Source organism: Streptomyces subrutilus (assembly GCF_008704535.1).
GTDB lineage: Bacteria > Actinomycetota > Actinomycetes > Streptomycetales > Streptomycetaceae > Streptomyces > Streptomyces subrutilus.
In genome coordinates, this window is record NZ_CP023701.1 from 1,360,086 (window position 1) to 1,385,001 (window position 24,916).

At 75.1% G+C, this 24,916-nt stretch carries 25 protein-coding genes; 13 read left to right on the forward strand and 12 right to left on the reverse strand.

The annotated features are described in order from the left end of the window. Positions 1-172 precede the first annotated feature (172 nt). Positions 173-637, forward strand: a complete 465-nt coding sequence (locus CP968_RS05835) for a hypothetical protein (RefSeq protein WP_150516974.1) — start codon at positions 173-175, stop codon at positions 635-637. 114 nt (positions 638-751) lie between these two features. Here CP968_RS05835 and CP968_RS05840 read toward each other — a convergent pair whose 3' ends face one another. The 4 genes from CP968_RS05840 to CP968_RS05855 all read right to left on the reverse strand — a co-directional run bounded on the left by CP968_RS05840 (position 752) and on the right by CP968_RS05855 (position 4,239). Then, positions 752-1,204, reverse strand: a complete 453-nt coding sequence (locus CP968_RS05840; protein ID WP_150516975.1) for an SRPBCC family protein — start codon at positions 1,202-1,204, stop codon at positions 752-754. Positions 1,205-1,320: 116 nt separating this feature from the next. Then, the gene (locus CP968_RS34025) at positions 1,321-1,566 is read right to left on the reverse strand and encodes a hypothetical protein (RefSeq protein ID WP_229886231.1); all 246 of its coding nucleotides are present in this window, start codon (positions 1,564-1,566) and stop codon (positions 1,321-1,323) included. An 84-nt stretch (positions 1,567-1,650) separates the two neighbouring features. Continuing rightward, entirely contained in the window at positions 1,651-2,064 is a 414-nt protein-coding gene (locus CP968_RS05850; protein WP_150516976.1) for a PaaI family thioesterase, read from the reverse strand. A 153-nt stretch (positions 2,065-2,217) separates the two neighbouring features. Further along, on the reverse strand, positions 2,218-4,239 hold the full coding sequence (locus tag CP968_RS05855; protein WP_150516977.1) for an NADPH-dependent 2,4-dienoyl-CoA reductase: 2,022 nt from the start codon (positions 4,237-4,239) through the stop codon (positions 2,218-2,220). A 409-nt stretch (positions 4,240-4,648) separates the two neighbouring features. On the opposite strand from CP968_RS05855, the gene CP968_RS05860 reads away from it, so the two are divergent. Next, a complete protein-coding gene (locus CP968_RS05860; protein ID WP_150516978.1) occupies positions 4,649-5,101 on the forward strand; it encodes a universal stress protein in 453 nt (150 codons plus the stop codon). Between the two features lie 40 nt (positions 5,102-5,141). Here the strand turns inward: CP968_RS05860 and CP968_RS05865 are convergent, their stop codons facing one another. Beyond that, on the reverse strand, positions 5,142-6,077 hold the full coding sequence (locus CP968_RS05865) for a serine/threonine dehydratase (protein WP_150516979.1): 936 nt from the start codon (positions 6,075-6,077) through the stop codon (positions 5,142-5,144). 14 nt (positions 6,078-6,091) lie between these two features. After that, positions 6,092-6,733: a TetR/AcrR family transcriptional regulator C-terminal domain-containing protein gene (locus CP968_RS05870; RefSeq protein WP_150516980.1), complete on the reverse strand. Its 642-nt coding sequence runs from the start codon at positions 6,731-6,733 to the stop codon at positions 6,092-6,094. Positions 6,734-6,935: 202 nt separating this feature from the next. Here CP968_RS05870 and CP968_RS05875 point away from each other — a divergent pair, with 202 nt between their 5' ends. The 7 genes from CP968_RS05875 (at position 6,936) to CP968_RS05905 (ending at position 14,896) form a co-directional block, all read left to right on the forward strand. Next, entirely contained in the window at positions 6,936-8,624 is a 1,689-nt protein-coding gene (locus tag CP968_RS05875) for a ricin-type beta-trefoil lectin domain protein (RefSeq protein ID WP_268253265.1), read from the forward strand. 11 nt (positions 8,625-8,635) lie between these two features. Next, positions 8,636-10,993 carry an alpha-N-acetylglucosaminidase gene (locus tag CP968_RS05880; RefSeq protein WP_150516981.1) on the forward strand — a complete coding sequence of 786 codons (2,358 nt, stop codon included), beginning with the start codon at positions 8,636-8,638 and terminating at the stop codon, positions 10,991-10,993. A 243-nt stretch (positions 10,994-11,236) separates the two neighbouring features. After that, the gene (locus CP968_RS05885; protein ID WP_150516982.1) at positions 11,237-11,506 is read left to right on the forward strand and encodes a hypothetical protein; all 270 of its coding nucleotides are present in this window, start codon (positions 11,237-11,239) and stop codon (positions 11,504-11,506) included. A gap of 86 nt (positions 11,507-11,592) precedes the next feature. Beyond that, a complete protein-coding gene (gene sigK, locus CP968_RS05890; protein WP_229886234.1) occupies positions 11,593-12,153 on the forward strand; it encodes an ECF RNA polymerase sigma factor SigK in 561 nt (186 codons plus the stop codon). Continuing rightward, the gene (locus CP968_RS05895; RefSeq protein WP_150516983.1) at positions 12,150-13,037 is read left to right on the forward strand and encodes an anti-sigma factor; all 888 of its coding nucleotides are present in this window, start codon (positions 12,150-12,152) and stop codon (positions 13,035-13,037) included. The genes sigK and CP968_RS05895 overlap by 4 nt, the downstream gene beginning before the upstream one ends. A 133-nt stretch (positions 13,038-13,170) precedes the next feature. After that, positions 13,171-14,250 (forward strand): alpha/beta hydrolase, encoded by a 1,080-nt coding sequence (locus CP968_RS05900; RefSeq protein ID WP_150516984.1) that lies wholly within the window; start codon positions 13,171-13,173, stop codon positions 14,248-14,250. A gap of 199 nt (positions 14,251-14,449) precedes the next feature. Beyond that, positions 14,450-14,896 (forward strand): hypothetical protein, encoded by a 447-nt coding sequence (locus CP968_RS05905; protein WP_150516985.1) that lies wholly within the window; start codon positions 14,450-14,452, stop codon positions 14,894-14,896. A 24-nt stretch (positions 14,897-14,920) separates the two neighbouring features. Here the strand turns inward: CP968_RS05905 and CP968_RS05910 are convergent, their stop codons facing one another. Then, a complete protein-coding gene (locus CP968_RS05910; protein WP_150516986.1) occupies positions 14,921-16,195 on the reverse strand; it encodes a cytochrome P450 family protein in 1,275 nt (424 codons plus the stop codon). Positions 16,196-16,330: 135 nt separating this feature from the next. Next, positions 16,331-17,089: a TetR/AcrR family transcriptional regulator gene (locus CP968_RS05915; RefSeq protein WP_150516987.1), complete on the reverse strand. Its 759-nt coding sequence runs from the start codon at positions 17,087-17,089 to the stop codon at positions 16,331-16,333. A 94-nt stretch (positions 17,090-17,183) separates the two neighbouring features. Between CP968_RS05915 and CP968_RS05920 the strand changes: the two genes are divergently transcribed. Further along, complete coding sequence (locus CP968_RS05920) at positions 17,184-19,445, forward strand: ATP-binding cassette domain-containing protein (RefSeq protein ID WP_150516988.1); 2,262 nt, start codon at positions 17,184-17,186, stop codon at positions 19,443-19,445. A gap of 17 nt (positions 19,446-19,462) precedes the next feature. Here CP968_RS05920 and CP968_RS05925 read toward each other — a convergent pair whose 3' ends face one another. Next, positions 19,463-20,680, reverse strand: coding sequence for an enoyl-CoA hydratase/isomerase family protein (locus CP968_RS05925; RefSeq protein WP_150516989.1), 1,218 nt, complete (start codon positions 20,678-20,680; stop codon positions 19,463-19,465). On the opposite strand from CP968_RS05925, the gene CP968_RS05930 reads away from it, so the two are divergent. From CP968_RS05930 to CP968_RS05940, 3 genes are all read left to right on the forward strand, one after another. Further along, positions 20,679-21,269: a dihydrofolate reductase family protein gene (locus CP968_RS05930; protein ID WP_150516990.1), complete on the forward strand. Its 591-nt coding sequence runs from the start codon at positions 20,679-20,681 to the stop codon at positions 21,267-21,269. The two genes, CP968_RS05925 and CP968_RS05930, sit on opposite strands and share 2 nt — an antisense overlap. Then, entirely contained in the window at positions 21,266-21,655 is a 390-nt protein-coding gene (locus CP968_RS05935; protein ID WP_150516991.1) for a hypothetical protein, read from the forward strand. Before CP968_RS05930 ends, CP968_RS05935 begins: the two co-directional genes overlap by 4 nt. A gap of 119 nt (positions 21,656-21,774) precedes the next feature. Beyond that, entirely contained in the window at positions 21,775-22,842 is a 1,068-nt protein-coding gene (locus tag CP968_RS05940) for an AI-2E family transporter (protein WP_150516992.1), read from the forward strand. A gap of 36 nt (positions 22,843-22,878) precedes the next feature. On the opposite strand, the gene CP968_RS05945 is transcribed toward CP968_RS05940, so the two are convergent. The 3 genes from CP968_RS05945 to CP968_RS05955 form a co-directional block, all read right to left on the reverse strand. Beyond that, on the reverse strand, positions 22,879-23,631 hold the full coding sequence (locus CP968_RS05945) for a carbonic anhydrase (protein WP_150516993.1): 753 nt from the start codon (positions 23,629-23,631) through the stop codon (positions 22,879-22,881). 217 nt (positions 23,632-23,848) lie between these two features. Further along, entirely contained in the window at positions 23,849-24,352 is a 504-nt protein-coding gene (locus CP968_RS05950) for an ATP-binding protein (protein WP_150516994.1), read from the reverse strand. A 58-nt stretch (positions 24,353-24,410) separates the two neighbouring features. Further along, positions 24,411-24,809, reverse strand: coding sequence for an STAS domain-containing protein (locus tag CP968_RS05955; protein ID WP_150516995.1), 399 nt, complete (start codon positions 24,807-24,809; stop codon positions 24,411-24,413). Positions 24,810-24,916 lie beyond the last annotated feature (107 nt).

A 24,916-nucleotide genomic window follows, 5' to 3' on the forward strand; every position in this document is an offset into this window, starting at 1 on the left:
CCGGCCGGGGACGCCGCGGACGGGTCGTTCCGGGTGCGTTCCGGGTGCGTTCCACTGAGTGGAACGCGCGTAGAACCGGGTTCGCGGCGCGCGGCACAGTGGTGGACGTGCCGGGGGGACCGGCGCACCGGATCGACACCGAGACCGGTACACCAGACACGGGGGACGCACCATGAGCCGTCACACCATCCGCTTCGCCGCCGCCGGGCTGCTCGCGCTCGGCAGCCTGGCCGGCTTCGCCGGAGCGGCGCAGGCCGAGCCGATCGACTACGTCCGGGTCGAGCTGCTGGAGCTGACCTGCCACCAGCAGAGCGAGGGCGACCACGACGAGGCGTACATCAAGATCACCGATGCCAACGGCAACCAGGTGAAGGTCTGGCCCGGCAGCGGCAAGTACCAGACCATGGGCACGAACTACCTGCGCTCGCTGGGCGACGCGAACGGCAACGCCGCGCTCGTCCTGGGCAAGCAGCAGGCCCGCACGCTCACCCTGTGGGACTTCGACTCGACCAGCTCGGACGACAAGCTCGGCTCGACGCTGGTCACCGGCAGCGAGGCCGGCGGCGAGGTGCAGTACCGCTCGCTGGAGGGCTCGGGCGGCGTGTACACGATCGCCTACCGGGTGATCGACATCTGATCCGCCGGACCGCACGCGCGGTGGGCCGGCCGGGACGCTTCCCGGCCGGCCCACTTCGTGCGCCGGGCGGCCGGCGCCGCGTACGCGGGCGGCGGGCGCGTCCGCGGTCCGGCGTCAGGGCGCGAGCGCGGCCTCGGCCGCGGCCTTGATGCGGCGGCCGAAGTCGGGGGCGTCCTTGCGGGCGGCGTTCGCGGCGAACCCGGCCAGCAGCCTGCCGACGCCGTGGCCGCTCAGGGTGTTGAAGATCCGCACCCTCGTACGGCCGCCCGGGAGGGCTTCGAGGTCGTAACCGCCGTCCGCCGTGACCAGGTTGCGGCTCTGCTCCGTCCAGCGGATCAGGCGGGGCGCGTCGCAGCCGACGATGCGGAACTCGCGCGCGGTCTTCATGCCGGCGTCCTTGACCGTGCTGCGGAAGACCGTTCCGATCCCGGTCGGGCCCTCGGGCGTCTTGGTGATCTTCTGGACGCGCGGGCTGAACTCGGGGTCGTGGCGACCGTCGGCGAGGTAGGCGAAGACCTCCTCGACCGGCCGGTCGATCTCGACGCTCGCCTCGAACTGTCGGGACATGTCCGCTCCTCGCTGAGCCCCCGGTGAATCCGCCGGACGCCGTGCGACGACGTGGGTGCCCGGCCCGGCGTGCGCCGTGGGCGCCCGCTCCGTCACCACGATCCCAGAACCGCGGCTCAGGCGCGCGCCAGCAACCCCGAGAGCAGCACCTCCGGCGTTTCGCGCAGGGTGGTGCCGAAGCCGACGCGCAGCGCGGCCGGCACGGGGTCCTCCTCGTAGGCGGCGACCTGTGGGGAGACGTTGCGCTCCAGCACGGCGGCCTGGGCGCTGATCAGGTCGCACAGGACGGGCCGCGCGACGAGGGCCTCGGCGGGGCATCCGGCGACCAGGTCGGGCCGCCGCGCGGGCGGGGCGGCGTCCACGGCCCAGGCCAGGGCCCCGCCCAGGTGGGCGACGAGTTCCCCCGTGACGGAGGCGAGGAGCTGCTCCCGGCGGCGTCTGGCGGCTCAGTCCAGCAGGGCGTAGACCGTCGAGGCCGTCGCCGCCGGCTCCTCGGCGCCCTCGGGGGTCATCGTGACGTCGGCGAAGGCCATCCGGCGGCCCAGCTTGGTGACCCGCACCCGGATCAGCACGTCCGCGCCGACCACCGGCCGCTGGAAGCTCGTCGACTGCTGGACGGTGGTCATCGGCCCGTACCCGCCGCGCGCGGCGGAGACGGCGATGACCGTGGCGGTGTCGGCCGCGGCCATCAGGGCCTGCCCCGACAGGCCGCCGCCGTCCCGGGCCAGGTCGTCGGACCAGGGCAGCCGCAGGACGGCGTACCGGTCACCGGCCTCCTGCACGGTCAGACCGAGGGCGAGCACCCAGGGGGCGAAGTGGTCGGCGAGGATCTTGTCGGCTTCTGCGGGTGTCAACGTCACAGCCGCAGTGTGGCGGCCCGGACCCGGCCGCCACAACATCCCCGCCGGACCGCCGACTTCAGGCCACCACCCCGGTCCGGAACGGGCCGCCGGTGCCCGTCGACGCCGGCCACCGGGGCCGGCCGTCAGGACCCGGCCGTCAGGGCCCGGCCGTCAGAGGCCGGCCGCCAGCTCCGTGCCCTGGCGGATGGCCCGCTTGGCGTCGAGCTCGGCGGCCACGTCGGCCCCGCCGATCAGGTGGCACGCGACACCGGCCGCGCGCAGCGCCTCGTACAGGTCGCGGCGCGGCTCCTGGCCTGTGCACAGGACCACCGTGTCGGCCGGTACGACGCGCTGCTCGTCGCCGACCGTGATGTGCAGCCCCTCGTCGTCGATGCGGTCGTAGGCGGCGCCGGCGACCGGGACCACGCCCCGGTTCCTGAGCTCCGCGCGGTGGATCCAGCCGGTGGTGGTGCCGAGGCCGGCGCCGACCTTGGTCGTCTTGCGCTGGAGCAGGTGGACCCGGCGCGGCGGTGCGGGGCGCTCGGGCGCGGTGAGGCCGCCCGGTCCGGCGTACGTGGTGTCCACGCCCCAGTGCCGGAAGTAGACGGCCGGGTCCTGGGAGGCGCCCTCGCCGCTGTCGGTGAGGAACTCGGCGACGTCGAAGCCGATGCCGCCCGCGCCGACGACCGCGACGCTCTCGCCCACCGGGGCGCCGTCGCGCAGCACGTCGAGGTAGGTGACGACCTTGGGGTGGTCCACGCCCTCGATCTCGGGGGTGCGGGGGGTGACTCCGGTGGCGACGACGACCTCGTCGTAGCCCCGGAGGGCCGCCACGTCCGCGCGGGTGTTCAGTCGGACGTCGACCCCGGTCTCCGCGAGCTGCGTGCCGAAGTAGCGGACCGTCTCCTCGAACTCCTCCTTGCCCGGCACGCGCCGGGCGATGTCGAGCTGACCGCCGATGTGCCCGGCGGCCTCGAAGAGGGTGACGGCGTGGCCCCGGCCGGCGGCGGAGACGGCGCAGGCGAGTCCGGCCGGTCCGGCGCCGACGACGGCGACGCGCTTCTTCAGCCGGGTGGGGGCGAGGACGAGTTCGGTCTCGTGGCAGGCGCGCGGGTTGACCAGGCAGCTGGTGATCCGGCCGCTGAAGGTGTGGTCCAGGCAGGCCTGGTTGCAGCCGATGCAGGTGTTGATGGCCTCCGGGCGGCCGGCGGCGGCCTTGGCCACGAACTCGGCGTCGGCGAGGAACGGCCGGGCCAGGGAGACCAGGTCGGCGCGTCCTTCGGCGAGCAGGTGTTCGGCGGTCTCGGGGGTGTTGATGCGGTTGCTGGTGACGAGGGGGACGCCGACCGCGCCCATCAGCCGCTGGGTGACCCAGGTGTAGGCGCCGCGCGGGACGGAGGTGGCGATGGTGGGGATGCGGGCCTCGTGCCAGCCGATGCCGGTGTTGATGATGGTCGCGCCGGCGGCCTCGACCTCCTTGGCGAGCCGGACCACCTCGTCCAGGGTGGAGCCGCCGGGGATCAGGTCCAGCATGGAGAGGCGGTAGATCAGGATGAAGTCGTCGCCGAGGGCGGCCCGGGTGCGCTTGACGATCTCCAGGGGGAAGCGGACCCGGTTCTCGTACGCGCCGCCCCAGCGGTCGGTCCGCCGGTTCGTCGCCGCGGCGATGAACTCGTTGACCAGGTAGCCCTCCGAGCCCATGATCTCGACGCCGTCGTAGCCGGCGAGCCGCGCGAGGCGGGCGGCGCGGACGAAGTCCTCGACGGTGCGCTCGACCTCGATGTCGGTGAGCTCGTTGGGCACGAAGGGGCTGATGGGGGCCTGGAGGGGGCTGGGGGCGACCAGGTCCTTGTGGTAGGCGTAGCGGCCGAAGTGCAGGATCTGCATCGCGATCTTCCCGCCCTCGGCGTGCACCGCGTCGGTGACCACCCGGTGCGCGGCGGCCTCCTCCTCGGTGGTGAGGCGGGCGCCGCCCTCGAAGGGCCGGCCGGCGTCGTTGGGGGCGATGCCCCCGGTGACGATCAGGCCCGCGCCGCCGCGGGCGCGTTCGGCGTAGAAGGCGGCGAGGCGCTCGAAGCCGCCCTCGTGCTCCTCCAGGCCGGTGTGCATCGACCCCATGATCACGCGGTTCGGCAGGGTGGTGAAGCCGAGGTCCAGGGGGCTCAACAGGTGCGGGTACCGGCTCTGGGACATGGGGGCGCCTCCTCGCGCGGGGGTGATGGACCTGTTCTAGCGAGGCCGGGCCCATTTTGCAACTAGGTGCAAAACCGTGCGCGCACCGCTCTCCCCCCGATCCCGGACGCCACGGGCCCCCGCCCACGACCCCTGTGGCACAGTTCACGACCGCCGCCGGGGCCCCCGAGCCCCGGCGGCGCCGGTACTCGGTCTCCTCCGTCGGCCCGCCGTCCTCGAAGCGGCAAGCGGAACACGCGGGGGCGGCCGGGCCGGTCGTCGCCGCTCGTCGCGCACCAGGAGCGGGTGGCGGCCCAGGACGTCGTCGGCCGTCGCGACGATCGTCGTTCGAGGTCGGCCCCCCGTCTGCGTGTATACAGGGAGGGAGCGACCGTTATGTGACCCTTCGTCTGGACCGAGAGGAAGCAGCATGAGCGAGACCGTCGAGCCCTTGATCGTCGTCGGCGTGGACGGTTCGAGGCATTCCAGGGAGGCCCTGCGCTGGGCGGTCCGCCAGGCCAAGGCCACCGGCGGCCGGGTGCACGCGGTGATGAGCTGGCAGTGGAACACCAATCCCTTCGGGATGGCCCCGGACACCGCGGAGGCCGATTTCGTCAGCGCCGAGGAGGCGGCGCGCCTGCGGCTGGCCGACACCGTCGCCGAGGCCGTGGGCGCCTCCCCCGGCGTGCCCGTCTTCCGCCGGGTCGAACAGGGCTCCCCCGCGCAGGTGCTGGTGGACGCGTCGAAGGAGGCCGAGCTGACCGTGGTCGGCACGCGCGGGTACGGCGGGATCAAGGGCGCCCTGCTGGGCTCGGTGAGCCAGCAGGTGGTCCAGTACGCCACCAGCAGCGTGGTGGTGGTCCGCGCGGAGCCCGAGGCCTGACCGCGCCCGGCGCGCCCCGCCCGCGCCGCCCGGCCCGCCCTCAGGCCCTCGGGGCCACCAGGTCGCCGGGGTCGGTGTTGGCCCCGCACAGGATGACGGCGACCCGCTTCCCCAGCGGTTCCGGCGCCTCGCGCAGCGCCGCCAGGGCGGTGGCCGCGGCCGCCTCGACCACGAGGCGGTGCTCCTCCCACAGCTCCCGCCGGGCGGCCGTGATCGCCGCGTCCGGGACGAGGACCGAGCGCACGTCGCCCTCCCGGGCGACCCGGAGCGCGTCGGCCGAGACCCGGGTGGCCCCGAGGGAGTCGGCGGCGACCGAGTCCACGCCGACGTCCACGGGGCGCCCGGCGGCGAGGGCGGCGTTCAGGGCGCGGCAGTTCTCCGGCTCGACGGCGACCACCCGTACGCCGTGCTCGCGCGCGGCGGTGGCCACGCCCGCGAACAGGCCGCCGCCGCCGACCGCGACGACCACGGTGTCCAGGCCCGGGAGCGCCGCGCGGATCTCGTCGAGGAGGGTGCCGGCTCCGGCCGCGATGAGCGGGTGGTCGTAGGCGTGGCTGCTGAGGGCTCCGCTCTCGGCGGCGAACTCCCGGCAGGCGGCGAGGGCTTCGGCGTAGCGGTCGCCGACGAGCCGTACCTCGGCGCCGTAACCGCGCAGCCGGTCCACCTTCACCCGCGGGGCGTTGGCCGGCAGGAACACGGTCGCCGGGACGCCCTGGGCGCGGGCCGCCCAGGCGCAGGCGAGTCCGGCGTTGCCGCCGGAGGCGATGGCGACCCCGGCGGCCGGGAGGGCGCCGGCCCGGTGGTGGGCGGCGAGGAAGTTGCGGGCGCCGCGGGCCTTGAAGGAGCCGGTGTGCTGGAGGTGTTCCAGCGCGTACCAGACGCCTTCGGACGCCGGCGCCACGGCGACGGGCCGTATGCCGTCCGCGATGCGGCCGGCGGCGGCGCGCACGGCGGCGTAGTCGAGCTGCTGTTCCATGGTCGTTCTCCCCATCAGGCGGTGGGCCGGGCGGCCTCGATCAGCTGGCGCAGGGCGCCGTGGTACACCTCGTGGTCGGTCAGCGGCGGCAGTACGTCGGCCAGCGAGCCGGAGAGGACCGGGAACTCCTGCGGGTCCAGGGCGGCGAGCGCGGCCCGGGAGGCGGCGGTGGCCCCGGCCGGGTCGCGGTGGTCCACGAAGGCGGCGCTGCCCAGGGTGAGCAGGTACATGCGGCGGTAGGCGGTCATCGCCTCGGCGGCGGTCATCCCGGCGGCCACGCTGTCGGCGAGGGCGGGCTCGACGAGCCGGGCGAGGAGCTGGCGCCCCAGCCAGGGCCGGCCGCCGCGCAGGGCGAGCAGCCCGGGGTGGGCGACGAGCAGCCGGTAGAGCGCCCGGAAGCGCTGCTCGGTGGCGTCGGCCCAGTCCGTGCCCGCCGGGATCTCGGGCAGTTGCGCGGCCAGGTGTTCGGTGCACAGGTCGAGCAGGCCCGCGAGGTCGACGCAGCGGCGCTGGACGGTGGCGTGCGAGACGTCGAGCCGCTCGGCGAGGGCGCGGAAGCTCAGCGCACCGGCGCCCTGCTCGTCGAGGAGGCGCAGGGCGGCGGCGGCGATCGCTCCGGGGGTGGCGCGGTCCAGGGCGACGGATCTTCTCGGCATGCGATACACCGTAACAGACGGCGTAACAAACGATGGGGTCGACGGCGCCGTGCCGCAGCCCGGACATCGGGCCGCCTCTTTCGCGTGACACCGACTGCGGCCATATTGCTGGTCATTGTGCGATAACCGGCGACATCCGTTGACAGTGCGTAGCCGCGCGGATGCACTGTGGGCACCACAGCCCCCACGCCAAGGAGTCTCAGTGCCGCCCCGCCTGCGTACGACGCTCCCCTGTCTGACAGCGGCCGCCCTGTTCGCCCTCGCGCTCGCCCCCGCCCCGGCGGCGGCCGAGCCCACCGCGACCTCGGACACCCCGCTCGCGCTCACCCCGCCCATGGGCTGGAACAACTGGGCGCACTACATGTGCGACATCGACGAGGCCAAGGTCGTCGCCAACGCCGACGCGCTCGTGTCCTCCGGGCTCGCGGCCAAGGGCTACGACACGGTCACCGTGGACGACTGCTGGATGACCAGGAGCCGCGACGCGGACGGCGCCCTGGTCGTCGACCGGGAGAAGTTCCCGCACGGCATGGAGTGGCTCGGCGACCGGCTGCACGCCAAGGGCCTGAAGTTCGGCATCTACCAGGACGCGGGCCACCTCACCTGCGAGAAGTACCCGGGGAGCGGGGCGCCCCTGGGCGGCGGCCCGGACCACTACGCCCAGGACGCACGGCAGTTCGCGTCCTGGCGCGTCGACTTCGTGAAGATGGACGGCTGCAACCTGTACGTGCCGGAGGGCGTCACGAAGGAGCGGGCCTACCGCGACGCCTACCGGGCGGTGGCCGACGCGCTGCGCGCGAGCGGCCGGGACATGGTGCTGTCCGCCTCCGCCCCCGCCTACTTCCAGCAGGGCGAATGGGGCGGCCCGGACTGGCACCGGGTGCTGGGCTGGGTCGGCGAGACCGGCCAGTTGTGGCGCGAGGGCCGCGACATCCAGGTCTACAAGCCGGCCGCGCCCGCCACGTCCCGCTGGGGGTCGGTGATGGGCAACTACGGATACAACCGCTGGCTCGGCCGCTACGCCGGCCCCGGCAACTGGAACGACCCCGACTTCCTGATCGCGGGCGCCCCCGGGCTCACCGCGGCCGAGAGCCGCAGCCAGGTCGCCCTCTGGGCCATGATGGCGGCGCCGTTCATCCTGTCCTCGCAGGTCTCCGAGCTCACCCCGGAGGGGCTCGCCGCGCTCGGCAACACCGAACTGATCGCCCTGGACCAGGACCGGCTGGGCCGGCAGGGCGCGGTGGCCTCCTCGAACGCCACCTTCGAGATCCTCACCCGGCAGTTGGCGGGCGGCGACCGCGCGGTGGCCGTGCTCAACCGCTCCGGCAGCGCCCGTGACATCCACGTGCCGCTGGCCGAGGTCGGCCTGCCGGGCTGCACCGTCGACGCGAAGGAGCTGTGGACCGGGGAACGCCGGCGGGTCTCCGACGCGTTGACCGGGAGGCTCGCCGCGCACGACACCGCGGTGTGGCGGCTCGACCCGCGCGGGTGCGCCGGGGCCGTGCCCACCGGACAGATCGTGGGCCGCGGCTCCCAGTGCACCGACGGGGCCGATCCGGCGGGGCCCGGCGCCGTCGTCATGGCCGCCTGCACCGGCGCCCCCGACCAGCGGTGGACCCGGGGCGCGGACGGCAGCCTGCGCCTGTCCGGCGCGTGCCTGACGGCGGGCGGTGACGGCCTGGTGGGGCTGGCCGACTGCGACGCCCGCGCGGCGCGGGCCACGGGGCAGACCTGGACGCACCGCCGCGACGGCGCCCTGGTCTCGGTGCTGAGCGGGCTGTGCCTGACGGCGGCCGCGCCGGCCGCCGGCCCGGACACCCCGGCCGACCGGCTGCGCCTGGAGTCCTGCGGCGACCACCGGGTCGACCAGGCCTGGGCCCTCCCGGTCTGACGGGCGCGCCGATGACGAACCCGACGCGACGCGCGGGCCGGCGGCTGCCGCCCCTCCCCCGCCCCACCGCCCTCGCCGCCCTGCCCGCGGCGCTCCTGACCCTGCTGTGCGCGGGAGCCGCCCCCGGGGCGACCGCGGCCGCCCGGCCCGGCCCCGGCCCCGCCCCGGCCGCCGTACGGGCGGCCGCGCAGCCGCCCGTACGCTCCGGCGTCCAGGCGCCCGTACCGTCGGGCGTGCGTCCCGGTGGTGCACCGGGGCGGCCGCGGACCTTCGACACGGCGCCCGCGCGGGCCGCGCTGGAGCGGCTGCTGCCGCGCCACGCACGGCAGTTCACCCTCGTCCCGGACACCACCGCCGCCGCCGACGCCTTCACGGTCTCCGGGAAGGCCGGGGCGATCACCGTGCGCGGCTCGACCGGCGCCACCCTGCTCACCGGCGTCGGCTGGTACCTCCAGCACGTCGCCGGCGTGGACATCGGCTGGCCCGGCGACAGCATCGGCATGCTGCCGGCCGCGCTGCCGGCCGTCCCCGCGCCGGTCACCCGCCGCGCGCTGGTGCCGCACCGGTACGCGCTGAACGACACCGACGACGGCTACGCGGGCCCGTACCGCTCCTTCGAGGAGCACCAGCGGCAGATCGACCTGCTGGCCCTGCACGGTGTCAACGAGGTGTTCGTGCAGGTCGGAGCCGAGTACCCGTACTACCGGGCGCTCCAGGGCTTCGGCTACACGGCCGCCGAGCTGCGCGAGTGGATCCCCGGCCCGGCCCACCAGAGCTGGTGGCTGCTGCAGAACCTCAGCGGCTTCGGCGGCCCCGTCTCGGAGCGGCTGGTGCGCGAGCGCGCCGCGCTGGGCGCGCGGATCGCGGACCAGGTGCGCGGCCTGGGCATGACGCCGGTGCTGCCCGGCTACTTCGGCACCGTCCCGGCCGGGTTCGCCGCGCGCAACCCCGGGGCGTCCACCGTGCCGCAGGGCGACTGGGCCGGCTTCGACCGGCCGGACTGGCTGGACCCCACCTCGCCGGTGTTCCGCAAGCTGGCCGCCGCCTACTACGCCGAACAGCGCGCGGTGTTCGGGGACAGCGCCATGTACCGGATGAGCCCGCTGCACGAGGGCGGACAGACGGGGTCCGTGGACGTGCGCTCCGCCGCCCGGGCCGTCCAGGGCGCCCTGCACGCCGCCCACCCGGGCGCGCTGTGGGCGGTACTGGGCTGGCAGGACGACCCGACGGCGGAGCTGCTCGCCGGGGTGGACACCTCGAAGCTGCTGATCCTCGACGGGCTGTCCGACCGGTACAACCGGCTGGACCGCGAGACGCGCTGGGGCGGCGCCCCGTACGCGATGGGGACCATCTACAACTTCGGCGGGCACACCACGATCGGCGCGAACACCTCCGTGTGGATCGACCGGTTCGGTTCCTGGCGCGGCAAGAGCGGCAGCGCGCTGCGGGGGACCGCCTACCTGCCGGAGGCCACCGGCACCAACCCGGCCGCCTTCGACCTCTTCACCGACCTGGCCTGGGAGTCCTCGCCGGTGGACCAGCGGAAGTGGTTCGCGGACTTCGCGGCCCGCCGCTACGGCCGCCCCGACGCCGAGGCCGCCGCGGCCTGGGAGGAGTTGCGCAAGGGGCCGTACAGCACCTCCTCGGGACTGTGGTCGGAGTCCCAGGACAGCCTGTTCACCGCACGGCCGAGCCTGACCGCGGTGGGGGCGGCGTACTGGAGCCCCAAGTCCATGCGCTACCCGGCGGGTTCGGTGCGCAGGGCGCTGGACCACCTGCTGCGGGTCGATCCGCGGCTGCGCGGCTCCAGCGCCTACCGCTTCGACCTGGTGGACACCGCGCGCCAGGCGCTGGCGAACCATTCGCGGGTGCTGCTGCCGAGGATCAAGGCGGCGTACGGGGCCGCGGACCTCGACCTCTTCCGCGAGCTGACCGCCCAATGGCGCGAGGGCGAGAGGCAGTTGGAGGCGGTCACCGGCGCCGATCCGAACTTCCTGCTCGGCGGCTGGCTGGACGGGGCGCGGGCGGCGGGTGCGGACGCGGCCGAGCGGGAGCGGTACGAGTACGACGCGCGGTCGATCCTGAGCGTGTGGGGCCGCCGCGGCACCAGCGAGGGCGGCTTCCTGCACGACTACGCGAACCGCGAGTGGCACGGCCTGGTGTCGGAGCTGTACGGGCCGCGGTGGGAGACGTACTTCGGGACGCTGGAGGAGGCCCTGGTCCGGCGGACCGCCCCGCGGGAGGTCGACTGGCACGCGGTGGAGGAGCGGTGGGCCCGGCGCACCACGCCGCACCAGGACCGGCCGCGGGGAGACCCGCACGCCCTGGCGGCGGCCGTGGCCGCCTACCTCCCGGCAGCGACGGACTGAGCTAGCAGACCGCGGGCTCGATCTCCAGGCGATCACTGGGCCCGTCACTCTCCCGGGCGAAAGTCGCCACCCGTCCGAGGGAGAGCTTCCGCAAGGGGCCACCCGTCGCGGTGGCGGCGGGTTCACTGGCCCGCAACGATCGGGGGCGGCCACCGGAGCGGTGCGACGGGGGCCGCCCCTTCCGGCGCCGTGGGCCCTCGCCGTGAGCCCGTGCCGCGGCCGACCCGCCAGGAGGGACCCGCCATGTCCGAGTCCGAGCAGGAGCGGTCCGAGCAGGAGCGGCCGGGGCGGGCGGGACCCGCCCCGGCGGGCGCGATGCCCGCCTCGACCCTGGGCCCGCTGGCCCGTCTCGCCGACGGGGTGGTGGAACTGCGCAAGCGCGGGGAGATCACCACGGTCCGGGAGGGCGCGGCGGCGGGGTCGGCCGTAGCCTGGGACGCGGTGTCCGACGGGGCCCGCGAGGTCGCGGCCGCCCGGCGGGCCGTGGACGAGGCCGAGCGGCCCCCCGCGTGACGCACCCGGTGGAACGCCGGGAGCAATCCGGCGGGGCGTCGGCTGCGAATAACGGACGGAACGGAAAGTTCCTGGAGGATCGGTCCGTGGACGACGTGACCCAGCTCGCGAAGGTGCTCGGCCGGGTCGCCGAGGGCGACGAGGCGGCCTTCTCCGATCTCTACGAGGCGTTGAGCGGATCGGTGCTCGGCGTGGCCCTCTCGGTGCTGCGCGACCGGTCCCAGGCCGAGGAGGTGGCGCAGGAGGTGCTCGTCGAGGTGTGGCGCTCCGCCGGCCGCTACCGGGCCGACCTGGGCAGCGTCCGTACGTGGGTGCTGATGATCGCCCACCGGCGGGCGGTCGACCGGGTCCGGTCGGCCCAGGCGGCGACCGAGCGGGAGCGCCGGGCCGCCCGGCTGGAGGCGGCTCTCCCGGAGTTCGACGAGGTGAGCGAGGCGGTGGAGGACCGGGAGGAGCGGGACCGGGTGCGGCGCTGCCTGGGCTCGTTGACCGATATCCAGCGCCGGTCGGTGGCCCTGGCCTACTACCAGGGGCTGACCTGTCGCGAGGTGTCCGAGACGTTGTCGGTACCGCTGGGTACCGTGAAGACGCGGCTGCGGGACGGCTTGCTGCGGTTGCGCGACTGTCTCGGGGTGAGTGGCGGATGACGACGGAGAGCATGCACGAGGCGACCGGTGCGTACGTCGCCGACGCCTTGGCCGCAGGGGAACGGGCGGCCTTCGAGGCCCACCTCGGGACCTGTCCCGACTGCGCCCGTGAAGTACGGGAGCTCGCCGCGACGGCGGCCCTGCTGGGCCGCGCCGTGGCGGTGCCGCCACCGCCCGGGATGCGCGAGGCCGTGCTGAGCCGCATCCGGGCCCTGCCCCGCGACCCCGCCCCGGCCGATGCCGGGCCCGCGGAGCTCGGGGAGCGGGCCGGCGGCGCGGCGGACGACGCCCCGGCCGACACCACCCGGCCCGGTGCCGGGACCGCGGCGGGAGCCGCACCCCGTGCCGCCGCGGACTCCGGCCCCGGCCCGAGCGGTACCCGCCGTGCGCCGGCCCGGGCCGGGCGCGGCTGGCAGCGGTGGGCCCTGGCGGCGGCCGTCGCCGCGGTGGCCGGGCTCGGCGGGGTCGCCGTGTGGCAGGCGGAGCAGGCCGGGACCGCGCGGCAGGACGCGCAGCGCGCCGAGGCCCGGGTGTCGGCCCTCACGGAAGTGCTGAGCGCCCCGGACGCCCGGCCCGCCACCGCGAAGCTCCCGGACGGCGGCACCGCCACGGTGGTGTCCTCCCGCGAACGCGACCAGGCGGTGTTCGTGGCCCGCGGGATGCCCGCTCCGCCGCCGGGCCGGGTCTACCAGCTGTGGTTCGCCGACCCGGCCGGCGCCATGCACCCGGCGGGGCTGATGGACCCGGCCCGGCCCGGCGCGCCCGAGCTGATGACCGGCTCGGTCCGCGGTTCCACGGCGGTCGGGGTCACCCTCGAACCGGCGGGCGGCTCCCCCGCCCCCACCAGTGACCCCCTGGTCGTACTGGCGCTGCCGGCGGCGTGACCGGCGCCGTCGTGCGGGCCGCGGCGCGGCGGACCCGGCCCGGCGGCGCGAGGGGGTCCGTGCGCGCCGGTACATTGGCCGCACCACCGGACATCCCCCGCATCACCCCCTCCGTCCGTCAGGAGCCGGCGCCGTGGAGCTGACCAGTACGTCGTTCCTCGCCACACTGATCGCCGTCACGGTGCTCGCCATGCTCGCGGCCCTCCTCCTGTGGAACAGGCTCCCGGGGCCGCGCTGGCTGCGCTGGCCGGCACGGGTGCTGATGCTGGGCCTGTGCCAGCTGACCGCCATCTGCGTGGTGGCCACCTGGATCAACGGCAGCTACGGGCTCTACTCCTCCTGGGACGACCTGCTCGGCACCGACGCCGGGCAGGACGCGGGCGCGATGACCGGGCCGCCGGTGGGCCGCGCGCGGTTCACCGCGGACGGCGACGGCACCCGGAGCACCTACTTCCGCGGCTCCCACTCGAAGCTGGCGGGCCGGGTGACGGTGTGGACGCCCCCCGGGTACGACGCGCCCGGAGCGGACCGGACCCGCTTTCCGGTCCTGGTGCTGCTGCACGGCTACCCGGGCACGCCCCGCACCTGGATCGACCTCGGCGAGATGCCGGGCGCGCTGACGCGGCTGGTGCAGCGGGGCACGGCGCACCCCTTCATCGTGGTGATCCCGGAGATCTACCCGGGCGGGGTGAACACCGATTGCAGCAACGTCCCCGGGCGCCGGATCGCCGACTGGCTCGCGCAGGACGTCCCGGAGCTGGTCGCGCGCACCTTCCGCACGCTGCCCTCGCCCGCCGGATGGGGGCTGATGGGGGTGTCGACCGGCGGGTTCTGCGCGGCGAAGCTGCCCCTCCAGTATCCGAAGGTGTTCCGCGCGGGCGCGGCCCTGGACCCCGATCCGCTGACGGGCGATCCCGAGGTGCTGCCCGATCCGGTGCTGCGGGAGCGCAACAGCCCGCTCTGGCTGGTCGCGCACGCCCGGACGGCGGACGTCGGGCTGTTCCTGGCCACCTCCGCCCAGGACAGGGACAGCCCGCCCGCCCAGCTCGCGACCTTCGCCGCGGCCGCGGCGGGCACCGGGGTCCGGGTGCGGACCCTGGTCCGCCCGGCCGGCGGCCACAACTTCCAGACCTGGATCGGGATGTACCCCGAGGCCCTGGGCTGGCTGAGCACCGAGGTCGCGCCGCCGGCCCCGCGCCCGCGCACCGCGTAGGGGCGCCGCCGTCGCCCGTCGCACGCACCCGGTCCGCTCCTTGACGGATCGTCACGGGACGGCCGGTGCGCCGCTGGGCCGATCCCGCCCCGCAGGGGCGCGCGTACTCGGGCGGGCCCGCGCGGGCCCCCGATCGACAGCCGGGGCCGGGCGGGAGACGATGGGAGGACGCACACCTCGCTCCCTCGCGGGAGGAACCATGTCGAACCGACGCGTACGTCTCCTGATCCTCGCCCCCGCACTGGCGGGCTCGTTCCTGGTGGCCCCGGCCGCCCTCGCGTGGACCCAGGCCGCCGCGGTCCCCGCGGCCACCTGCTCCATCTCCGGCGTCCTCCCCAACGGGATGGTGCGCCTGTCCGGCGGCGGCTTCACCCCGGGCTCCGCCTTCCTGTCCTCGCCGACCGCCGCGGGCGGCTCGTTCGCCATCGGGCAGGACGGCGGCTTCCAGATGGCGAACGTGGAGAACGCCAAGTACACGGTGTCCCAGGGCAACGACCGCACCGAGTGCAGCGGCTTCAAGGAGACGAACCCGAGCCAGACGCCCAACCAGAACCCGAACCAGAACGACCAGAACCAGAACAACATGAACAACCAGAACAACCACCAGCGCCACCAGCACCGCGACCACATGGGGCGCAACGGCTGACCGGCCCACGCGCCGGGCGCACCCTCACCCGGCGCTGCGCCCCGGCCGGACCGGCAGCGCCCGGACGCCGTTGCCGATGAAGCTGCGCTGGTGGGGCAGGTCCGCCTCCGGGGCGGCGAGGCCGAGGTCGGGGAAGCGGGCGAAGAGCCGCTCCAGGGCGATGGTGGCCTCCAGCCGGGCCAGCGGGGCGCCCGCGCAGTAGTGCGCGCCGTGGCCGAACGAGAGATGCCGGGCGGCCGTGGGGCGGGTGATGTCGAAGCGGTCGGCGTCCGGCCCGTGGAAGGCCGCGTCCCGGCCCGCCGCCGTGTATCCGGCGAGCACCGGAGTGCCCCGGGGGATCACGGTCCCGCCGACGGTCAGGTCGCGGGTGGGGTAGCGGAACGGGAACCAGCTCACGGGGCCGTCCCAGCGCAGGGTCTCGTCCACCACGTCGGACCAGGTGGCCCTGGACTCCCGTACGAGGGCGAGCTGGTCGGGGTGGGTGCACAGGGCGCGGACGGCGTTGACGATGAGGTTCAGCGTGGTTTCGTGGCCCGCGACGAGCATCAGCCGCATGGTGCCGATCAGTTCGGCCTCGCTCAGGCGGTCGCCGTCGTCGCCCTCGCGGGCTGCGATCAGAGCGCTGGTCAGGTCCTCGCCCGCCTCACCGCGGGCCGCCGCCGCGCGGTGGGCGGCCGCGATGGTGCCCATGAGCGCGACGAGCTCGCGCGCGGCGGCCATCGCCTCGGCGGGGGTGGTGTCGGTCGCCACGATCACCGTGTGGGAGAGCTCGTGCAGCCGCCCCCGGTGCTCGGGGTCCACCCCCAGCAGTTCGCAGATGACGTTCATCGGCAGCGGCAGGGCGAAGTGCGCGTGCAGGTCGGCGGCGCCGTCGGGGTCCTCGGCGGCGGCCCGGGCGAGGTCGTCGAGGAGGGTGTCCGCCAGCTCCTCCACACGCGGCCGGAGCCGTTCCACCTGGCGGGCGGTGAAGGCCTTGCCGACGAGGGCGCGCAGGCGCCGGTGGTCCGCGCCGTCGGCCGTGTGCATGCCCTGGGCGTCGGCGAAGACCCGCAGCGGCCAGTCCCGGGCGATCGACCCGTCGTGCAGGGCCGGGCAGTGCCGGGCGTCCTTGGCCACGTCGGGGTGGGCGAGGAACTCCTTCAGCTCCTCGTGCCCCAGGACCACGGCTCCGGGCACGGCGCCGGGCAGGACGACCTCCGCCACGGCGCCCCGGGCGCGCAGGCGCGCGTTGAGGGCGTGCGGGCAGCCGCCGGCCGGGTCGACGCGGTGGGCGGGGACGGACGCGCTGTTCGGCGACAAGCGGCTCTCCTGACCTTCGGGGCCTTCGGGCCGTCGGCCCTTCGGACGGTGGTGTCGACCGGCTCAACTGTGCTGCCCCTCGGCCCCGTTGTACAAGGCGGCGTCGCGGCCGGCGCGCGTCCTTCGGACCGGGCGTCAGGGCTCCCGGGTCTCGATCAGTCGGGCGAGGCCGTCCAGGACGCAGCGCAGGCCGAACGCCCAGACGGCCTGCGGGTCGTACGCGCCCACCGTGGCCCCGACCCGGCCGGCCAGGGGGTAGCGGCCGGGGGCCAGGACCTGCTCCAGCAGGGGGGCGCTGACGGCCCACCAGTCCTCGTCGCTCTGCCGGCTGTTGTGGTGGGCCGCGTCGGCGGCGGCCAGCGCGTTGGCGTGGACGAAGCCGAGGAGGTGCGTCAGGGCGGCGTCCATCTCGGCGTCGGTCAGGCCGATGCCGTCGAAGGCCGCCAGCTCCTGCTCGTACTTGCCGATCACCCCGGGCCCCAGCGGGGGCCGGGTGACGGCGAGGTCGGCGATCCAGGGGTGGCGGGCGAGCAGGGCCCGGTTGTCCTCGGCGACGCGGGTGATCCGCGCGCGCCACGGTTCGCCGGGCACCGGCCGCCCGCGGCGCATCCGCCCGTACGCGCCGTCGAGCATGAGGTCGAGCAGTTCGGCCTTGCCCGGGACGTAGGTGTACGGCGTCATCGGCGTGACGCCGAGCCGCTGGGCCAGCGCGCGCATGGTGACGGCGGCGAGCCCCTCCTCGTCGGCGAGGGCGGTGGCGGCCAGCACCACGGCGTCCACGCTCAGGCCCTGCCGCGGGCCGCGCCGCCCGGGGCGGGCTTCGGCGCCGCTCTCGCGCCACAGCAGTCGCAGGGTGCGGACGGGGTCGCCCGCACCGCTCCGGTCCCGCGCCATCCGCACTCCTCATCTCTCTGGTCCAAAAACTCACTACAGCGTATAGCGTACAGTGTATAAAGTAAGCCGAACCACCGCCACCGCGAGGAGTTCCGTGCAGATCGCCGCCGACAGCCACCAGGTCATCCAGGTCCGCGGAGCCCGGGAGAACAACCTGCGGGACGTCTCCCTGGACATACCCAAGCGCCGCCTCACCGTCTTCACCGGCGTCTCGGGCTCCGGGAAGTCGTCCCTGGTCTTCGGGACCATCGCCGCCGAGTCGCAGCGCATGATCAACGAGACGTACACGGCCTTCATCCAGTCCTTCATGCCGACCCTGGGCCGGCCGGACGTGGACGGGCTGCACAACCTGAGCGCCGCCATCGTGGTCGACCAGGAGCGGATGGGCGCCAACTCGCGCTCCACCGTGGGCACCGCCACCGACGCCTACACCATGCTGCGGATCGTCTTCTCCCGGCTGGGCACCCCGCACATCGGCACCTCCAGCGCCTTCAGCTTCAACACCCCCGAGGGCATGTGCGCGCGCTGCGAGGGCATCGGCCAGGTGTCCGACATCGACGTGGACCAGCTCGTGGACCGCTCGCTCACCCTCAACGAGGGCGCGATCACCGTCCCCGGCTTCGCCGTGGACTCCTGGTACTGGCAGAACATGGTCAACTCGGGCTTCTACTCCCCCGACACCAGACTGGCGGACTTCACCGAGCAGGAGTGGGCCGACCTGCTGCACAAGGCGCCGGTGAAGGTGAAGGCCGGTTCCAACGGCTTCACCTACGAAGGCCTGATCACCAAGATCCAGCGGACCCACCTGGCCAAGGACCGCGAGGCCATGCAGCCCCACATCCGGGCCTTCGTCGACCGCGCCGTCGTCTTCACCGACTGCCCGGACTGCGCGGGCACCCGCCTCTCGGCCGCCGCGCTGTCCTCCCGTATCGACGGGGTCAACATCGCCGACTGCTCGGCGATGCAGATCAGCGACCTGGCCGCCTTCGTCCGCGGGATCGACGACCCCGGCGTGGCGCCGCTGGTCGCGGGCCTGCGCGACCTGCTCGACTCCCTCGTCGAGATCGGCCTCGGCTACCTCAGCCTGGACCGCCCGTCGGGCACGCTGTCCGGCGGCGAGGCGCAGCGGGTCAAGATGGTCCGGCACCTGGGCTCGTCGCTCACGGACGTCACGTACGTCTTCGACGAGCCCACCACCGGCCTGCACCCGCACGACATCCGGCGCATGAACGACCTGCTGCTGCGGCTGCGCGACAAGGGCAACACCGTGCTGGTCGTGGAGCACAAGCCGGAGGTCATCGCCATCGCCGACCACGTCGTGGACCTCGGTCCGGGCGCGGGCACGGCGGGCGGGGAGCTCTGCTACAGCGGTGACCTCGCCGGTCTGCGCGCCTCCGGCACGCTCACCGGCCGCCACCTCGGGCACCGGGCGCGGCTGCGGGAGGCGGTCCGCACCCCGCGCGGGCACCTGTCCGTCAAGGGCGCCGACCTGCACAACCTCAAGGACGTCGACGTCGAGGTGCCGCTGGGGGTGCTGGCCGTGGTGACGGGCGTCGCGGGCTCGGGGAAGAGCTCGCTGATCCACGGCTACCTGGCCGGGCGGGACGGCGTGGTGGTGGCCGACCAGTCGCCGATCCGCGGCTCCCGCCGCTCCAATCCCGCTACGTACACAGGTCTGCTGAACCCGATCCGGACCGCGTTCGCCAAGGCCAGCGGGGTCAAGGCCGCCCTGTTCAGCGCCAACTCGGAGGGGGCCTGCCCGAACTGCAACGGCCTCGGGCTCGTCTACACGGACCTGGCGATGATGGCCGGGGTGGCCTCGGTCTGCGAACAGTGCGAGGGCCGGCGGTTCACGCCCGAGGTGCTCACGTACCGGTTGCGCGGCAAGAACATCAGCGAGGTGCTCGACATGCCGGTGGCGGAGGCGCACGCGTTCTTCACCACCGGGCAGGCGCACGCGATCCTGGGCCGGCTGGCCGACGTGGGACTGGGCTACCTGCGGCTCGGGCAGCCGCTCAACACCCTCTCGGGCGGCGAGCGCCAGCGGCTCAAGCTCGCCATCAACATGGCGGAGAAGTCCTCCACGTACATCCTCGACGAGCCGACGACCGGGCTGCACATGGCCGACGTGGACAAGCTGCTCGCGCTGCTGGACCGGCTCGTCGACGACGGCAACTCGGTGATCGTCATCGAGCACCACCAGGCGGTGATGGCGCACGCGGACTGGCTGATCGACATCGGCCCGGGCGGCGGCCACGCGGGGGGCCGGGTGGTCTTCGAGGGCACCCCGGCGGCCCTGGTGGCGGACGCGGACACGCTCACCGCCCGCCACCTGAGGGAGTACGTCTCCTCGTAGCCGCCGGTCCCGTGCGGTCATCCGGCGGCCGGGGCCTCCCCGGCCGCCGGCAGGCGCAGTTCGCGCTCCGCACCGAGCGGGGCGAAGTAGCGCTCCACCTCGGCGTCCGTCACGTCCGCGAGGGCGGCCGGGGACCAGCGGGGCGCGCGGTCCTTGTCGACGACCTGGGCGCGGACGCCCTCGACCAGGTCCGGGGCGGCCAGGGCGCGGCACGAGACCCGGAACTCCCGGACCAGGTCCCGCTCCAGCGGGCCGGGGGCCGCGGCGCGGCGCAGGGCGGCGAGGGTGACCTTGAGGGACGTGGGGGACTTGGCCAGGACGGTTTCGGCGGCCTCCTTCGCGGCGGGGTCGCCGTGGCCGAGGAGCCGCTCCACGATCTCCTCCACGGTGTCCGCGGCGTAGCAGTGGTCGATCCAGCCCCGCCGGCCGGCCAGTTCGCCGGGCCCGGGCGCGGTCGCGTACCGCTCCAGCACGGTGGCGGCCGGGGACGTGGCGAGTTCTGCGGTCAGTTCGGGGAGCCGGGCGGCGGGGACGCAGTGGTCGGCGAGGCCGCAGTAGACGGCGTCGGCCGCGCCGACCGCGGCGCCGGTGAGGGCGAGGTGGGTGCCGACCAGTCCGGGGGCGCGGGCGAGCAGGTGGGTGCCGCCGACGTCGGGGACGAAGCCGATGCCGGTCTCGGGCATGGCGACGCGGGAGCGTTCGGTGACGACGCGGACGCTGCCGTGGGCGGAGACGCCGACGCCGCCGCCCATGACGATGCCGTCCATGAGGGCCACGTACGGCTTGGGGTAGCGGGCGACGCGCGCGTTGAGCCGGTACTCGTCGCGCCAGAACGCCGCGGAGGCGCCGCCCCCGGCCTTGGCGTCGTCGTGGATGGCCCGGATGTCACCGCCGGCGCACAGCCCGCGCTCGCCCGCGCCGCGGATCAGGACCTGGTGGACGGCCGGGTCCTGCGCCCAGCGGGCGAGGGCCTCGTCGATGCGCAGCACCATGGGGTGGGTGAGGGCGTTGAGTGCCCTGGGGCGGTTGAGGGTGATGACCCCGGTGTGCCCCCGGACGTCGAACAGGACGGGCGGCGCGTCGCCCGCTCCGCCCGCTCCGTTCTCGTGGCCGATCGCGCGTGCGCTCTCGCTGTCGTTCTCGTTTCCGGTCTTCACACCGCCCAGTATGTCGACACGCCTGACGGCCGCGGCCGGGGCCCGGGCGGCGGCGATCGGGCGTAGGGTGCGGGCCATGCGACGCGTCACCCTGATGATGTCGGTCTCCTTGGACGGTTTCGTCGAGGGACCCGGGCGGGACATCGGCTGGCACCTCGTCGACGACGAGCTGCACCGGCACTTCAACGACGAACTCCGTGCGATGGGCGCCTTCCTGACCGGCCGCGTCACGCACGAGATGATGGCGGCGTTCTGGCCGACGGCCGACGACGACCCGGCGAACGCGGGGCCGGTGGCCGAGTTCGCCGGGATCTGGCGGTCCATGCCGAAGTACGTGTACTCGCGCACGCTGCCGCGGGCCGACGCGTGGAACTCCACGCTGGTGCGCGAGGTCGTCCCCGCGGAGGTGGCCGCCCTGAAGGCGGCTCCGGGCGGGGACCTGGCCCTGGGCGGAGCGGACCTCGCCGCCTCCTTCCTGCGCCACGACCTGGTGGACGCGTACCGGATCTACGTCCACCCGGTGCGCATCGGCCGCGGCACACCGCTCTTCCCGCCCGACGCGGCCGCGGCGCCGCTCCGCCTGGAGGGCACCCGCAGCTTCGGCAACGGCGTGGTCCAGCTCCGCTACGGCCGCCCCGGGCCGGACGCCCGGACGGGGCCGGCGTGACGGACGGGGCCGCCCTGTTCGTGCGCTTCCAGGGCACGGAGCGCGACCCCCGGGGCCGCTTCCCCGGCGTCTTCGCCCTGGCCAACCGCCTGGCCCGGTCCGGACGGCTCGACGCGGCGCAGTACCGCTTCTGGCGTGCCGGCAACGACTGGTACGACGCCCACGTCACCGACCCGTCGCAGGTCGACCCCCGGGTCTACGACCCGGACGTGCACCCCGGCGCCACGGCCTGGTTCAAGACCACGTCGGCCGAACCGGTCGCCCGGGTCACCGGCTACCTGGAACTCCTGGCCTCCCACGGAGTTCCGTGCCGGCGCGTCGAATCCCCGTCCCCGGGCCGCGTCGTCTACGAGGACGCGGACCAGATCGTGGTCGTCCCCTGGTAACCCCGCACCACGCGTCCCGGAGGGGCGTCCCGCACGGCCGCCGCGTACGCCCGTACGGCCGCCCGGTCGGGCGAACGTGGGGGTGGGGGTGTGGGCGGTGGGGGCGGGGTGGTAACTCGATGGGCATGGAGCCACAGGTGTCCCCGTTCCTCCGTACGGCCGCGGCCCACGCGTGGCGGCTGCTGGTCGTCGGGGCGGCCGTGTACGCGGTCTTCGTCGTGCTGGGGCGGTTCCACGAGATCGGGGTCGCCCTCTTCCTCGGGCTCGTCGTCACGGCGATGCTGCGGCCCGTCGCGGACCTCGTGGCCCGCCGGCTGCCCCGGGGGCTCGCCGTCGCGTTCACGCTGATCGGCGGGATCGCGCTCGTGCTGGGGGTGCTTGCGCTGGTGGGCGAGGCGGTGGCGGGCGAGAGCACGGAGCTGACGCGGGAGTTCCGGGACGGCCTGGACCGGATCACGGCGTGGCTGCAGCGGCCGCCGTTCCGGCTGGACCCGACGGCCCTGTCCGACCTGCACACGAAGGTCGGCGACTTCCTGTCCAGCCACCGCTCGACGCTGCTCAGCACGGCGATCAGCGGCGCGAGCCACCTGGTGCAGGTGCTGACCGTCCTGGCGCTGGCGCTGTTCACGTCGCTCTTCTTCATCCACTCGGGCGACCGGCAGTGGAAGTGGTTCTGCGCGCAGCTGCCGGACCGGCTGCGGGTGCGGTGGGACCTGGCGGGGCGGGCGGCCTGGCGCACGTTCACGGGGTACACGCACGGGATCGTGCTCGTCGCCGGGACCAACGCGGTCCTGGTCGGGGTGGCGCTGTACTTCCTCGGGGTCCCGCTGGCCGTGCCGCTGGCGGTGCTGGAGTTCTTCGCCGCCTTCGTGCCGCTGGTCGGCTCTCCGGTCGCGCTGGCGGTGGCGGCGGTGGTCGCCCTCGCCGCGAAGGGGCCGCTGACGGCGGCGATCGTGATCGCGCTCATCGTGGTGATCGGCCAGATCGAGGGGCACCTGCTGCACCCGCTGGTGATGAGCTGGGCGGTCCGCCTGCATCCCCTGGTGGTGGCGATCTCGGTGGTCGCGGGCGCCATCGCGGCGGGCGTCGTGGGCGCGGTGGTCGCGGTACCGCTGGTGTCGGTGGTCTGGTCGGTGCACGCGACCCTGCGCGAGGGCGGGCGGGCCCCGGCGCTGGACGTCGGCTGACGACGGGGCCCGGCCGCGGGCCGGCGCCGTCGGCCGTCAGCCCCCGGCGACGCGGTGGACCCGCTGGTCGGTGAGTTCGTAGCGGGCTCCGATCACCGACAGGGTGCGTGCCGCGACCTTCGGCGCCAGGACGGGGTCGGCGGCCAGGCGGGCCCGGACCAGGTCGATGTGGGCGGTGATCGCCGAGTCGACGCGCGCCGGTCCCATCAGGGTGGAGTCGATCGAGGGGCGGATCTGGTCGGCGAGGTACTGCATGTGGCCGGGGAGTTCACCGCCCACCTCGGCCGCGTGGACGGCGGTGGCGACGGCCCCGCACGACTGGTGGCCCAGGACGACGACGAGGGGGATGCCCAGTTCCAGGACCCCGTACGCGATGCTCGCCAGGACCGCCTCGTCCAGTACCGCGCCGGCCGAGCGCACCGTCAGCAGGTCGCCCAGGCCCTGGTCGAAGACGAGTTCCGGCGGGACGCGGGAGTCGACGCAGCCCAGGACCACGGCGAAGGGGTGCTGGCCGGAGACCAGCGTCTGCCGCACGGACGGCGACTCGTCCGGGTGCTGCCCGTCGTTGCTGCGCCAACGCCGGTTGCCCGCCAGGAGTTCGCGCAGCGCGTCCTCGGGGGTGTTCGGGCGCCGGCGGCGGCCCGGCGAGCCGTGGGCGCCGCCGGGCGGGCTGCCGCCGCCGCCGGACAGCAGCCCGGCGAGGCCCGCGGCTCCGGCGGCCGCCCCCAGCAGGGCGGCCCGGACGAACCGGCGCCGCTCCCGGCGCACGTGACCTGCTTCGACCGTCATGCGGAGACAGGCTAGGCACGGTGGCGGGCGGTCGCGGACCGCGGCGCGGCCGTCGGGGCCGGAGCGGGAAGACGACCGGGCGCCCGGAACCCGGCGCCCCGGGGCCTGCGCGCAGGCCGGCCCGGCCCCGGACGTCACCCGACCGGCGCAGTCCCGGTCGTCACCCGACCGGATGACCCTCGCCGGCCCTCGTACGCCCCCCCCCGCCGGGCCGCCCTCACGCGCCGGTGCCGGGGACGGGGCGCCCGCCGCCCGGCCAGGCGTCGCGTACCGGCCCGGGGACCGCGACCTCCACCCACACGCACTTGCCGCCGGGGTGCCGCAGGAACCCCCAGCGGCGGGCCAGCCGTTCGACGATCATCAGCCCGTGTCCGTGTCCGCCCGACGGCCGTCCCGACCCGGCGGCCCCGGGACCCGGCCCCGGACGCACCGGCACCGGCGGGTCCGGGCTGGCGTCCGTGACCTCGATCCGCAGCCGGTCGCCGGTGCAGTGCAGCAGCAGCGCCGCGGGCCCGCCGCCGTGCAGACGGGCGTTGGCGACGACCTCCGACACCAGCAGCAGCACGTCGTCGGCGGCCTCCCGGTCCTCGTCCACCGCGGCCGGCAGCCAGTGCCAGGCGATCAGGGCCCGGCGCGCGAAGGTGCGGCTGCGCGTCACGACGTCGGTGGCGCCGGACAGCCCGAGGTACCAGGTCCTGCGGGGTGACCGCCGCTGCTCCATGACGCTCAGACTCCTCCGTGTCCCGGGCCGGGCCCGGGTGCCGGGGCGGCGGCGGGTGTCAGCCGGACAGGCCGTCCGGGCCGTTGGGGCCGTCCGGACCTCCCTGTCCGTCCAGGGCCTCCGCCACGCTGCCGTGTACGGGGAAGACCTCGTCCGCGCCGGTGATGCGGAACATCCGGGCGACCGGTCCGCGCAGTCCGGCGAGCTCCAGGCTCGCACCGGCCTCGCGGGCCGTGAGCCGGGTGTGGAGGAGGACGTTCAGTCCGGTGGAATCGCAGAACCCGAGACCGCCCAGGTCCACGAGCAGCCGTCCGCCCGGGGTGACCGCGGCGTCGAGGGCCTCGCGCAACGGCTGCGCCGTGTCGTGGTCCAGCTCCCCGTCGAGGCTCAGGACGACGGTTCCGTCCACGGCCCGCACCGCGACGGTGAAGCGCTCGCTGCCGATTCCGCGAACCATGCGGCATCACCCTTCCGTATGTCCTTGCCCCTTCCCGAATGCACGGTCGATACGCGCGGCGGGCGACGGCTACCGACGGCCACGCGGCACACACGTCTCGTGAGGCA

Excerpts from the sequence above, each read along its gene's own strand:
- CP968_RS05835 (WP_150516974.1), top strand. The coding sequence starts at position 173 with ATGAGCCGTCACACCATCCGCTTCGCCGCCGCCGGGCTGCTCGCGCTC.
- CP968_RS05840 (WP_150516975.1), bottom strand. The coding sequence starts at position 1,204 with ATGTCCCGACAGTTCGAGGCGAGCGTCGAGATCGACCGGCCGGTCGAG.
- CP968_RS05855 (WP_150516977.1), bottom strand. The coding sequence starts at position 4,239 with ATGTCCCAGAGCCGGTACCCGCACCTGTTGAGCCCCCTGGACCTCGGC.
- CP968_RS05860 (WP_150516978.1), top strand. The coding sequence starts at position 4,649 with ATGAGCGAGACCGTCGAGCCCTTGATCGTCGTCGGCGTGGACGGTTCG.
- CP968_RS05865 (WP_150516979.1), bottom strand. The coding sequence starts at position 6,077 with ATGGAACAGCAGCTCGACTACGCCGCCGTGCGCGCCGCCGCCGGCCGC.
- CP968_RS05870 (WP_150516980.1), bottom strand. The coding sequence starts at position 6,733 with ATGCCGAGAAGATCCGTCGCCCTGGACCGCGCCACCCCCGGAGCGATC.
- CP968_RS05880 (WP_150516981.1), top strand. The coding sequence starts at position 8,636 with ATGACGAACCCGACGCGACGCGCGGGCCGGCGGCTGCCGCCCCTCCCC.
- CP968_RS05885 (WP_150516982.1), top strand. The coding sequence starts at position 11,237 with ATGTCCGAGTCCGAGCAGGAGCGGTCCGAGCAGGAGCGGCCGGGGCGG.
- CP968_RS05895 (WP_150516983.1), top strand. The coding sequence starts at position 12,150 with ATGACGACGGAGAGCATGCACGAGGCGACCGGTGCGTACGTCGCCGAC.
- CP968_RS05905 (WP_150516985.1), top strand. The coding sequence starts at position 14,450 with ATGTCGAACCGACGCGTACGTCTCCTGATCCTCGCCCCCGCACTGGCG.
- CP968_RS05915 (WP_150516987.1), bottom strand. The coding sequence starts at position 17,089 with ATGGCGCGGGACCGGAGCGGTGCGGGCGACCCCGTCCGCACCCTGCGA.
- CP968_RS05930 (WP_150516990.1), top strand. The coding sequence starts at position 20,679 with ATGCGACGCGTCACCCTGATGATGTCGGTCTCCTTGGACGGTTTCGTC.
- CP968_RS05925 (WP_150516989.1), bottom strand. The coding sequence starts at position 20,680 with ATGGCCCGCACCCTACGCCCGATCGCCGCCGCCCGGGCCCCGGCCGCG.
- CP968_RS05940 (WP_150516992.1), top strand. The coding sequence starts at position 21,775 with ATGGGCATGGAGCCACAGGTGTCCCCGTTCCTCCGTACGGCCGCGGCC.
- CP968_RS05945 (WP_150516993.1), bottom strand. The coding sequence starts at position 23,631 with ATGACGGTCGAAGCAGGTCACGTGCGCCGGGAGCGGCGCCGGTTCGTC.
- CP968_RS05950 (WP_150516994.1), bottom strand. The coding sequence starts at position 24,352 with ATGGAGCAGCGGCGGTCACCCCGCAGGACCTGGTACCTCGGGCTGTCC.
- CP968_RS05955 (WP_150516995.1), bottom strand. The coding sequence starts at position 24,809 with ATGGTTCGCGGAATCGGCAGCGAGCGCTTCACCGTCGCGGTGCGGGCC.